Below are 10,113 nucleotides of genomic sequence, written 5' to 3' on the forward strand. Positions count from 1 at the left end.
CGGGGCCGAATGGTAAAATTCGCGGATGAAAAAACTCGTGATCCTGATTTCCGGTCGCGGCAGCAACATGGAGGCCATCGTCCGCGCATGCGCGCACGAACGCTGGCCGGCCGAGGTCGCCGCCGTGATCGCCAACCGGCCCGACGCGGCCGGCCTCGCCTTTGCCGCATCGCACGGCATTGCGACCGCGGTGGTCGACCATCGGTCGTTCGACGGCCGCGACAGCTTCGATGCGGCGCTCGCCGCCGAGATCGACCGCTTCGCGCCCGATCTCGTCGTGCTCGCCGGCTTCATGCGCATCCTGACGCCCGAATTCGTCAGACGATATGAGGGCCGGCTGCTGAACATTCATCCGTCGCTGCTGCCGAGCTTCAAGGGCATCCGCACGCACCAGCAGGCGCTCGACGCGGGCGTCGCGCTGCACGGTGCGACGGTCCATTTCGTCATTCCGGAACTCGACAGCGGCGCGATCGTCGCGCAGGGCGCGGTGCCGGTGCGCGCGGGGGACGACGCCGCGGCGCTCGCGCAGCGCGTGCTGGCGGTCGAGCACGTGCTGTATCCGCGGGCGGTGCGCTGGTTCGTCGAAGGGCGCCTGCGCCTCGAAGGCGACCGTGCGGTCGTCGCGCCCGAGGAGGCGCGCTGGATTTTCGCGGATCAACCGCAAACCGAAACGAGCGAGGGTGTATGAAGCTGCACGGATTCCTGATCGGCCAGACCGAGACGCTGCTGGCCGAAGTGCTGAAATTTGCCGGTCCCGCCGACGCGACGACGAGCCGCTTTTTCCGCGCGCATCCGAAGCTCGGCCACGCGGAGCGCGGCGTGATCGCCGAAGCCGTGTTCGCGGTACTGCGCCGCAAGATGGAGTTCGCGCATCTGGCCGAGAGCGGCACGGGCAGCCCCGCGCGACGCCTGACGCTGCTCGGCCTGATGCAGACGATGGGCCGCAACGCGCTAAAGCCGTTCGTGTCGCCCGCCGAGGCGGCGTGGCTCGAGCATGTATCGAAGATCGATCCGGCGAGCCTGCCGTTGCGCATCCGCACGAACCTGCCGGACTGGATCCAGCAGGCGCTGTCCACGCGCTTCGATGCCGAGGAGCTCGCGCAGCTCGCGGCCGCGCTGAATTATCCCGCGCCGCTCGATCTGCGCGCGAACGTGCTGAAGGCCACGCGCGAGCAGGTGATCGACGCGCTGCGCGCGAACGGCATCGACGCGGGCGAGACGCCGTTCGCGCCGCACGGCGTGCGCGTGGTCGGCAAGCCGGCGCTCACGCGCCTGAAGCTCTTCGAGGAAGGGCAGATCGAGGTGCAGGACGAGGGCAGCCAGCTGCTGTGCTCGCTCGTCGCGCCGCGCCGCGGCGAGATGGTCGTCGACTTCTGCGCGGGCGCCGGCGGCAAGACGCTCGCGCTCGGCGCGATGATGCGCTCGACCGGCCGGCTGTATGCGTTCGACGTGTCGGAGAAGCGTCTCGCGAAGCTCAAGCCGCGCCTGGCGCGCAGCGGGCTGTCGAACGTGAACCCGGTGCTGATCGACAGCGAGCACGACGCGAAGATCAAGCGGCTCGCCGGCAAGATCGACCGCGTGCTCGTCGACGCGCCGTGCAGCGGTCTCGGCACGCTGCGCCGCAATCCCGACCTGAAGTGGCGCCAGACGCGCACGTCGGTCGACGAGCTCACGCCGAAGCAGGCGTCGATCCTCGCGAGCGCGGCGCGCCTCGTGAAGAAGGGCGGCCGCCTCGTCTACGCGACCTGCAGCGTGCTCGACGCCGAGAACGAGCGCATCGTCGAGCAGTTCCTCGCCGATCATCCGGACTTCGTGCTCGTGCCGGCGCAGAAGGTGCTGGCAGATCAGCGCATCGAGCTCGAGACGGGCGACTACCTCTCGCTGTGGCCGCACCGCCACGCGACCGACGGCTTCTTCGCGGCGGTGCTCGAGCGGCGCGCGGCGCAGTAACGCAGCAGGGCACGGACGATGGAGAACCGACTGCTGTCGCACCGGCTTGCGTCGGTGATCCGCGACTTCAACGAGCCGGTCATGATCTGGCAGGCAGCGATTCTCGTCGGCGCGCTTGCGTTTGCCTGGGTCGCCGCGCGCTTCATGCACGGCCGGATCGACGCACGCCGGCGGGCGGCCGGCCGCCTGCCGGGCGCGGGCGCGCAAAGCCTGAAACGCGCGCTCTTTCCGCTGTTCGGCGGGCTGTTCGTGCTGGCCGCGCAGCTGGCGTTCGAGCCGTTCATGTCGACATCGCTGTTGTCGCTCGCGCTGGTGCCGCTGTTCGGCATCGGGCTCATCTACGTGCTGTTTTTCTTCGCGCGGCGCGTGTTCGCGCGCGACGGCCACTCGCATGCGTGGCTCTCGATCGTCGAGAAGCTCGTGTCGGTGATCGTGTGGGCCGCGATGGTGCTGACCGTGCTCGGCATCCAGCGCGACGTGCTCGAATGGCTCGACAGCGTGCAGTTCCGCGTCGCGAACGCGCACCTGACGCTGCTGTCGCTGATCTCCGGCGCGCTGTGGGTCTGCGTGACGCTGATGGTCGCGATGTGGCTCGGCTCGGTGCTCGAGGACCGGCTCGCGCGCGCGAGCACGCTCGATGCGAACCTGCGCGTCGTGCTCTCGCGCGTCGGCCGCGCGCTGCTCGTGTTCGCGGCGGTGCTGATCGGGCTGTCGCTGGTCGGCATCGATGTCACGGTGCTCGGCGTGTTCGGCGGCGCGGTCGGCGTCGGCCTCGGCTTCGGGTTGCAGAAGATCGCGAGCAACTACGTGTCGGGCTTCATCATCCTGCTGGACCGCTCGCTGCGGCTCGGCGACGCGATCAGCGTCGGCGGGCTGCAGGGCGTCGTCACGCAGATCCGCACGCGCTACACGGTCGTACGCGGCCTCGACGGCAACGAGACGCTGATTCCGAACGAGAAGCTGATCACCGACGTCGTGCAGAACCAGTCGTCGTACCTGACGCGCGGCTATGCGAAGCTCGCGGTGCAGGTCGCGTACACGAACGACGTCGAGCAGGCACTCGCGTTGCTTGCCGAGGCCGCGCGCGGCGTGCCGCGCGTGCTCGACGAGCCGGCGCCCACGCCGTATCTCGTCGGCTTCGGCGCCGACGGGATCGACCTGGAGCTCGGCTTCTGGATCGCGGACGCGGCGACGGGCACCGGCAGCGTGCGCTCGAACGTGAACCGGAACATCTGGCGGCTGTTTCATGAGCACGGGATCTCGATTCCGTACCCGCAGCGCGAGGTGCGCGTGATCGGGCTGCCCGACGCGCTGGGCGGCACGGTGCGGGCGGCCAACGAGCCTCCCGCGGACGGCCGTGCGGCCGACGCGGCGCCCGCGTCGAGCGCGCAGCAGCCGGCCGCGTGACGTGCAGCGGCCGAAACGGGAGCGCGGCGGGCGCGGCGTCCGTTCGTGGACCGTTCCCGTTGCTTCTCGACAAGAAAATATTCATTTTTTACAAAGACTTGGAACGGGTGAAGTAAAATTTCGGTCTATTCGCGGTATGCTTTCATTTTTATGACGTCGGCCCGTTGCCGGCGTCGCACTCACCACAGGTAACTGCCTTGCTGAATTCCCTGCTCGATTTTCTTTCTCACGGGCTTCTGCGTTTTTCGTGGTGGCAGGTCGCGCTGTTCGCGCTGGCCGTCACGCACGTCACGATCATCGGCGTGACGGTCTATCTGCACCGCTGCCAGGCGCACCGCGCGCTGGAGCTGCACCCGATCGCCAGCCACTTCTTCCGCGCCTGGCTGTGGATGACGACCGGCATGCTCACCGGCCAGTGGGCGGCGATCCACCGCAAGCACCACGCGAAGTGCGAAACCGAGGAGGATCCGCACAGCCCGCAGACGCGCGGGATCTGGAAGGTGTTCCTCGAAGGCGCGGAGCTCTATCGCGCGGAAGCGAAGAACGAAGAGACGCTGCGCAAGTACAGTCACGGCACGCCGAACGACTGGATCGAGCGCAACGTCTATTCGAAATACCCGATCCTCGGCGTGAGCCTGATGATGGTGATCGACGTCGCGCTGTTCGGCGTGATCGGCCTCACCGTGTGGGCCGTGCAGATGGTCTGGATTCCGTTCTGGGCGGCCGGTGTCGTCAACGGTTTCGGCCACTTCTGGGGCTATCGCAACTTCAATTCGGCCGACGCGAGCACGAACCTCTTTCCGTGGGGCATCGTGATCGGCGGCGAAGAGCTGCACAACAATCACCACACGTTCGCGACGTCCGCGAAGCTGTCGAACAAGTGGTACGAATTCGACATCGGCTGGATGTATATCCGCATCATGTCGGCGTTCGGCCTCGCGAAGGTGAAGAAGGTCGCACCGACGCCGCGCCTGAACAAGCCGAAGACGGTGCTCGACCAGGAAACGCTGCAAGCCGTGCTGTCGAACCGCTACGAAGTGATGGCGCGTTACGGCAAGGCCGTGAAGCGTGCGTATCGTCAGGAGCTTGCCCATCTGAAGGCGCTCGGCGGCGAGAAGTATCAGCTGATGCGCGGTGCGCGCAAGTGGTTCCATAAGGACGCCGACGGGCTCGACGAGCCGCAGAAGAAGCTGCTGCCCGAGATCTTCGCGAACAGCCAGAAGCTGCACACGTATTTCCAGCTGCGCCAGGATCTGGCCGCGATCTGGGATCGTTCGACCGCGTCGCGCGAACAGCTTCTCGCACAATTGCAAGATTGGTGTCATCGCGCCGAACAAAGCGGCATCAAGGCATTGCAGGAATTTGCGATGCGCCTGCGCCGCTACGCCTGATTCGAAATCGATTAGAATCTCAGGACGTCACAAACCCCGCGCTGGCGGGGTTTTTTCATTTCGGCCGCCGGTTTTCGCGGTCGCGATGGGCGACGCTGAATGGTGTTTGGGGCCGGCACGCGCGGCGCGCGCACGCCGGCCGGTGCGAAGCATGGGGTCGCGGCATGCGCAGGCGCGTGCGGCGGCCGACAGGAGACTGTGAGATGCAATCGACGATCAAGTCCGTCGAATACGATCGGCCGCTCGCGGCAGGCGCCACGTGCGGCGTCGGGCAGGCGTGGGCGAAGGTGCCCGAGACGCCGTCCGCGGAGGAGCGTGCGGCGCTCAAAGCGCGCATCAAGGCGTTGCTCGTGCGTGAAAAGGCCGTGCTCGTCGCGCATTACTATGTCGACGCCGAATTGCAGGAGCTGGCCGACGAAACCGGCGGCTGCGTCGCCGATTCGCTCGAGATGGCGCGCTTCGGCCGCGATCACGATGCGCAGACGCTCGTCGTCGCCGGCGTGCGCTTCATGGGCGAAACGGCCAAGATCCTGAGCCCGCACAAGCGCATCCTGATGCCCGATCTCGACGCGACCTGTTCGCTCGATCTCGGTTGCCCCGTCGACGAGTTCTCCGCGTTCTGCGATGCGCATCCCGATCGCACCGTCGTCGTCTACGCGAACACGAGCGCAGCCGTGAAGGCGCGCGCGGACTGGATGGTCACATCCTCGATCGGTCTCGAGATCGTCGCCGATCTGCACGCGCGCGGCGAGAAGATCATCTGGGCGCCGGATCGCCATCTCGGCAGCTATATTCAGAAGAAAACCGGCGCGGACATGCTGATGTGGCAGGGCTCCTGTCTCGTTCACGACGAATTCAAGGGCATCGAGCTCGACCTGCTGCGCGCCGAATATCCGGACGCGAAGGTGCTCGTGCATCCGGAATCGCCGGAGAGCGTCGTCGCGCAGGCCGACGTCGTCGGCTCGACCACGCAGCTGATCGACGCGGCCGTGAAGTTCGACGCGACGCGTTTCATCGTCGCGACCGATCTCGGCATCCTGCACAAGATGCAGCTCGCGGCGCCCGGCAAGACCTTCATCGCCGCACCGACGGCCGGCAACAGCGGGACCTGCAAGAGCTGCGCGCATTGCCCGTGGATGGCGATGAACGGCCTCGCGAATCTCGCCGACGTGCTCGAACGCGGCCACAACGAAATCTTCGTCGATCCGGCGATCGGCGAACGCGCGCGTCTGCCGATCGACCGCATGCTCGCGTTCGCGGCCGCGCACAAGAAGCGCGTGCAGGCGAGCGGCGATCTGCAGCGCGACCAGCCACTGTTTGCGAACGTGGGGGCGGCATGACGAGCGCCGTTTCTCCGCTTTACGACGCGATCCGCGCGCAATACGGCGCGGCCTTCGACGACGCGATCGCGCGCAACGTCGCCGACGCAATTGCCGAAGACGTCGGCCCCGGCGATCAGACCGGGCGGCTCGTGCCGGCCGACGAGCGGCGTCGTGCGCGCATCATCGTGCGCGAGGAGGCCGTGCTGTGCGGCGTGCCGTGGTTCGACGCGGTGGTCGCGCAGATCGATCCGTCGATCGCCGTGCAGTGGCGCTACCGCGAAGGCGACCGGATGACGGCCGACTCGATCGTCTGCGAACTCCAAGGGCCGGCGCGCGCGCTGCTGACCGCCGAGCGCAATGCGCTGAATTTCCTGCAGCTGCTCTCGGGTGTCGCAACGGCGACGCGCCGCTACGTCGATCGCATCGAGGGCACGCGCGCGAAGATTCTCGATACGCGCAAGACCTTGCCGGGGCTGCGGCTCGCGCAGAAATACGCGGTGCGCGTCGGCGGCGGCGAGAACCAGCGTCTTGCGCTGTACGACGGCATTCTGATCAAGGAAAACCACATTGCGGCCGCAGGCGGCGTCGGCGAGGCGCTCGATGCGGCATTCGCGCTGAACGCGGGCGTGCCCGTGCAGATCGAGGTCGAGACGCTCGCGCAGCTCGACACGGCGCTCGCGCACGGCGCGCAGTCGGTGCTGCTCGACAACTTCACGCTCGACATGATGCGCGAAGCGGTGCGCGTAGCGGCCGGCAAGGCGGTGCTCGAAGTCTCGGGCGGCGTCAATTTCGACACGGTGCGCACGTTCGCCGAAACCGGCGTCGACCGCATCTCGATCGGCGCGCTGACGAAGGACGTGCGCGCGACCGATTATTCGATGCGCATCGTCGCCTGATCGCGCGACGCGCGGCAACGCAATGAAAAGGCCGCCGGTGCGTATGCGCCGGCGGCCTTTCTCTTTCCGGTCGACGCGTGCCTCGCTCAGCGACGCGAACGCGGCTGCAGCACGCTCGGCAGCGCCTTCGGCAGCGTGTTCGGCCAGTCGCGGCTGTAGTGCAGCCCGCGGCTTTCGCGGCGCGACTGCGCACTCTTCACGATCAGCGTCGCGACGTCGACGAGATTGCGCAGTTCGAGCAGATCGCGCGTCACACGGAAGTTCGCGTAGTACTCGTGGATTTCGTCACGCAGCAGCGACAGCCGATGCTTCGCGCGCTCGAGGCGTTTGTCGGTACGCACGATGCCGACGTAGTTCCACATCAGCCGGCGCAGCTCGTCCCAGTTGTGCGCGACGACGACTTCTTCGTCGGCATCGGACACGCGGCTCTCGTCCCATGCGGGCAACGGACCCGTCGCTTCGACGTCGAAGCCGGCCGCTTCGATCGCCCCGGCCGCCGCACGGCCGATCACGAGGCATTCGAGCAGCGAATTGCTGGCGAGCCGGTTCGCGCCGTGCAGGCCCGTGTACGACGTTTCGCCGACCGCATACAGGCCGGCCAGATCGGTGCGTCCGGCAAGGTCGGTCACGACGCCGCCGCACGTGTAGTGCGCGGCCGGCACGACCGGGATCGGCTCCTTCGCGATGTCGATGCCGAATTCGAGGCAGCGCGCGTGGATCGTCGGGAAATGCTCGCGCAGGAACGCTTCGGGCTGGTGGCTGATGTCGAGATAGACGCAGTCGATCCCGCGCTTCTTGATCTCGAAGTCGATCGCGCGCGCGACGATGTCACGCGGCGCGAGCTCCGCGCGCGGATCGTGCGCGGGCATGAAGCGCGTGCCGTCCGGCAGCTTCAGCAGGCCGCCTTCGCCGCGCACGGCCTCGGAGATCAGGAACGATTTCGCGTACGGATGGAACAGGCAGGTCGGATGGAACTGGATGAATTCCATGTTCGCGACGCGGCAGCCCGCGCGCCACGCCATCGCGATGCCGTCGCCGGTCGCGGTGTCGGGGTTGGTCGTGTACAGGTAGACCTTGCCGGCGCCGCCCGTCGCGAGCACCGTGTGCGGCGCCTCGATCGTGATCGTGCGGTCGTGCTCGACGTCGAGCGCGTACAGGCCGTGACAGCGGCGGCCGGGCAGGCCGAGCCGGTCCGACGTGATCAGGTCGATTGCGTGATGGTTTTCGAAGAACGTGATGTTCGGATGCCGGCGCGCGCGCTCCGACAGCGTCGCGAGCACCGCATGACCGGTCGCGTCGGCCGCGTGGATGATTCGGCGATGACTGTGGCCGCCTTCGCGCGTCAGGTGAAAGCCGAGTTCGGCCGCGTCGTCCTTCGTGAACGGCACGCCCTGCGAGATCAGCCATTCAATCGCCTCGCGGCCGTGCTCGACGATGTAGCGCGTCGCAGCTTCGTCGCACAGGCCGCCGCCTGCGACGAGCGTATCGTCGACGTGGTTTTCGATGCTGTCCGCCGAATCGAGGACAGCGGCGATGCCGCCTTGTGCATTATCGCTCGCGCCTTCCATCATCGAACGCTTCGCGATCAGCGCGACGCGTCGCGTGCTGGCCAGGTTGAGTGCGACCGACAGCCCTGCCAGGCCGCTGCCGACGATCGCCACGTCGAATTTCATGCTGCATCTCCATCGTTGTGCTGTGAGGCTCGTGCGTTCCGGCGGCCGCGCCGCGGGAAAGGGGAGAGCATACCGCGTCGGACGAAGCTGCGTACGCGCAAAACAAAAAGCCCCGCATGAGCGGGGCTTTTCGTGTCAACAGGCTGCAGGAAGCGGAGATTACTTGATCTTCGTTTCCTTGTATGCCACATGCTTGCGGGCGACGGGATCGAACTTCATGATCTCCATCTTTTCCGGCATGTTGCGCTTGTTCTTCGTGGTCGTGTAGAAGTGACCCGTACCAGCGGTCGACTCGAGCTTGATCTTGTCGCGTGCGCCTTTTGCCATGATTGTGCTCCTTGGGCTTAGGCTTCGCCGCGTGCGCGCAGGTCAGCGAGCACGGAATCGATGCCGTTCTTGTCGATCAGGCGCAGGCCGGCGTTCGAAACGCGCAGGCGCACCCAACGGTTTTCGCTTTCCACCCAGAACCGGCGGTTTTGCAGGTTCGGCAGGAAGCGGCGCTTGGTCTTGTTGTTCGCGTGGGAAACGTTGTTGCCGCTCATCGGCGCTTTCCCAGTTACTTGGCATACGCGTGCCATGAGAGCACTCCTAATACGCTAAATTCGGGGTTCGATCGCCGGTGAAGGTTCTCATCGCGCCGCCACGTGATCCATGGCCGCACTCCGAACGCACAAGCCCTTGCAGACAAGGCCCTTCGATGGCTAGAACTGGTTGGAAAAAAGACAGACGGCGATTCTAGCAGAAAAATATCAGGAAAATCAAACCTAATTTCGCATCGCCGTTGCGGCGCTCCGCGAAGGGGCGCCGCGCCACAGTCTACAGCCAACCGGCGCGCGCGAACGAGAATGTGTCGGCCTTGCCGACGACGACGTGGTCGAGCAGCCGCACGTCGACCAGCGCGAGCGCGTCGCGCAACATGCGCGTAAGCCGCCGATCTTCGGCACTCGGCTGCACCGCGCCCGACGGATGATTGTGTGCGACGATCAGCGCGGCCGCGTTCAGCCGCATCGCGCTGCGCACGATCTCGCGCGGATAGACGGCCATGCGCGTCAGCGAGCCGCGCGCATTTTCCTCCATGTCGATGAGCCCGTGCCGGGCATCCAGATACAGCGTGACGAAGACTTCGTACGGCCGCGTGCCGATCTTCAGCCGAAGATAGTCGTCGACGGCGGCCGGCGAGTCGATCGGCCGGCGCAGCAGCGCCTTTTCCGCGAGCGCGCGGCGCGAGAGCTCGGTGATCGCGCCGAGCAGCGCCGCGCGCGCCGGCCCGATGCCCGGACATGCGCCGAAATCGGCCGGCGTCGCGTCGAGCAGCCCGCGCAGCGAACCGAACCGCACCAGCAGCGCGCGGGCGCTCGCGAACACGCTGTGCCCGCGCACGCCGGAGCCGAGCAGGAGCGCGACGAGCTCGTCGTCGGTCAGCGCGGCCGGCCCGCGCTCGAGCAGCCGTTCGCGCGGCAAATTCGCCCGCCAG

General features: G+C 66.8%; 10 protein-coding genes. 6 read left to right on the top strand and 4 right to left on the bottom strand.

Going from position 1 to position 10,113, the window contains the following annotated elements:
• The first annotated feature begins 25 nt into the window (after nucleotides 1-25).
• The 6 genes from purN to nadC all read left to right on the top strand — a co-directional run bounded on the left by purN (nucleotide 26) and on the right by nadC (nucleotide 6,966).
• Complete coding sequence (purN, locus tag HMPREF3115_RS15215; RefSeq protein ID WP_070554979.1) at nucleotides 26-688, top strand: phosphoribosylglycinamide formyltransferase; 663 nt, start codon at nucleotides 26-28, stop codon at nucleotides 686-688.
• Complete coding sequence (locus HMPREF3115_RS15220) at nucleotides 685-1,950, top strand: RsmB/NOP family class I SAM-dependent RNA methyltransferase (protein ID WP_069220503.1); 1,266 nt, start codon at nucleotides 685-687, stop codon at nucleotides 1,948-1,950. The genes purN and HMPREF3115_RS15220 overlap by 4 nt, the downstream gene beginning before the upstream one ends.
• 18 nt (nucleotides 1,951-1,968) lie before the next feature.
• Nucleotides 1,969-3,357: a mechanosensitive ion channel family protein gene (locus HMPREF3115_RS15225; protein ID WP_070554981.1), complete on the top strand. Its 1,389-nt coding sequence runs from the start codon at nucleotides 1,969-1,971 to the stop codon at nucleotides 3,355-3,357.
• Between the two features lie 197 nt (nucleotides 3,358-3,554).
• Nucleotides 3,555-4,748 carry a DesA family fatty acid desaturase gene (locus HMPREF3115_RS15230; protein WP_006398540.1) on the top strand — a complete coding sequence of 398 codons (1,194 nt, stop codon included), beginning with the start codon at nucleotides 3,555-3,557 and terminating at the stop codon, nucleotides 4,746-4,748.
• A gap of 203 nt (nucleotides 4,749-4,951) precedes the next feature.
• Complete coding sequence (nadA, locus tag HMPREF3115_RS15235; protein ID WP_070554982.1) at nucleotides 4,952-6,088, top strand: quinolinate synthase NadA; 1,137 nt, start codon at nucleotides 4,952-4,954, stop codon at nucleotides 6,086-6,088.
• Nucleotides 6,085-6,966, top strand: coding sequence for a carboxylating nicotinate-nucleotide diphosphorylase (gene nadC / locus HMPREF3115_RS15240; RefSeq protein WP_070554984.1), 882 nt, complete (start codon nucleotides 6,085-6,087; stop codon nucleotides 6,964-6,966). Before nadA ends, nadC begins: the two co-directional genes overlap by 4 nt.
• An 86-nt stretch (nucleotides 6,967-7,052) precedes the next feature.
• Here nadC and nadB read toward each other — a convergent pair whose 3' ends face one another.
• The 4 genes from nadB to radC all read right to left on the bottom strand — a co-directional run.
• On the bottom strand, nucleotides 7,053-8,639 hold the full coding sequence (nadB, locus tag HMPREF3115_RS15245) for an L-aspartate oxidase (protein ID WP_053296937.1): 1,587 nt from the start codon (nucleotides 8,637-8,639) through the stop codon (nucleotides 7,053-7,055).
• A gap of 159 nt (nucleotides 8,640-8,798) precedes the next feature.
• On the bottom strand, nucleotides 8,799-8,966 hold the full coding sequence (rpmG, locus tag HMPREF3115_RS15250; RefSeq protein WP_004185395.1) for a 50S ribosomal protein L33: 168 nt from the start codon (nucleotides 8,964-8,966) through the stop codon (nucleotides 8,799-8,801).
• A 17-nt stretch (nucleotides 8,967-8,983) separates the two neighbouring features.
• The gene (gene rpmB, locus HMPREF3115_RS15255; RefSeq protein ID WP_004186391.1) at nucleotides 8,984-9,217 is read right to left on the bottom strand and encodes a 50S ribosomal protein L28; all 234 of its coding nucleotides are present in this window, start codon (nucleotides 9,215-9,217) and stop codon (nucleotides 8,984-8,986) included.
• A gap of 238 nt (nucleotides 9,218-9,455) precedes the next feature.
• A partial coding sequence (gene radC / locus HMPREF3115_RS15260; protein ID WP_256276209.1) for a RadC family protein occupies nucleotides 9,456-10,113 on the bottom strand: 658 nt, incomplete at its 5' end.

Source organism: Burkholderia sp. HMSC10F09, assembly GCF_001806955.1.
Taxonomy (GTDB): Bacteria; Pseudomonadota; Gammaproteobacteria; order Burkholderiales; family Burkholderiaceae; genus Burkholderia; species Burkholderia multivorans.

Excerpts from the sequence above, each read along its gene's own strand:
- nadA (WP_070554982.1), top strand. The coding sequence starts at position 4,952 with ATGCAATCGACGATCAAGTCCGTCGAATACGATCGGCCGCTCGCGGCA.
- rpmG (WP_004185395.1), bottom strand. The coding sequence starts at position 8,966 with ATGGCAAAAGGCGCACGCGACAAGATCAAGCTCGAGTCGACCGCTGGT.
- rpmB (WP_004186391.1), bottom strand. The coding sequence starts at position 9,217 with ATGGCACGCGTATGCCAAGTAACTGGGAAAGCGCCGATGAGCGGCAAC.
- HMPREF3115_RS15220 (WP_069220503.1), top strand. The coding sequence starts at position 685 with ATGAAGCTGCACGGATTCCTGATCGGCCAGACCGAGACGCTGCTGGCC.
- nadC (WP_070554984.1), top strand. The coding sequence starts at position 6,085 with ATGACGAGCGCCGTTTCTCCGCTTTACGACGCGATCCGCGCGCAATAC.
- nadB (WP_053296937.1), bottom strand. The coding sequence starts at position 8,639 with ATGAAATTCGACGTGGCGATCGTCGGCAGCGGCCTGGCAGGGCTGTCG.
- purN (WP_070554979.1), top strand. The coding sequence starts at position 26 with ATGAAAAAACTCGTGATCCTGATTTCCGGTCGCGGCAGCAACATGGAG.
- HMPREF3115_RS15225 (WP_070554981.1), top strand. The coding sequence starts at position 1,969 with ATGGAGAACCGACTGCTGTCGCACCGGCTTGCGTCGGTGATCCGCGAC.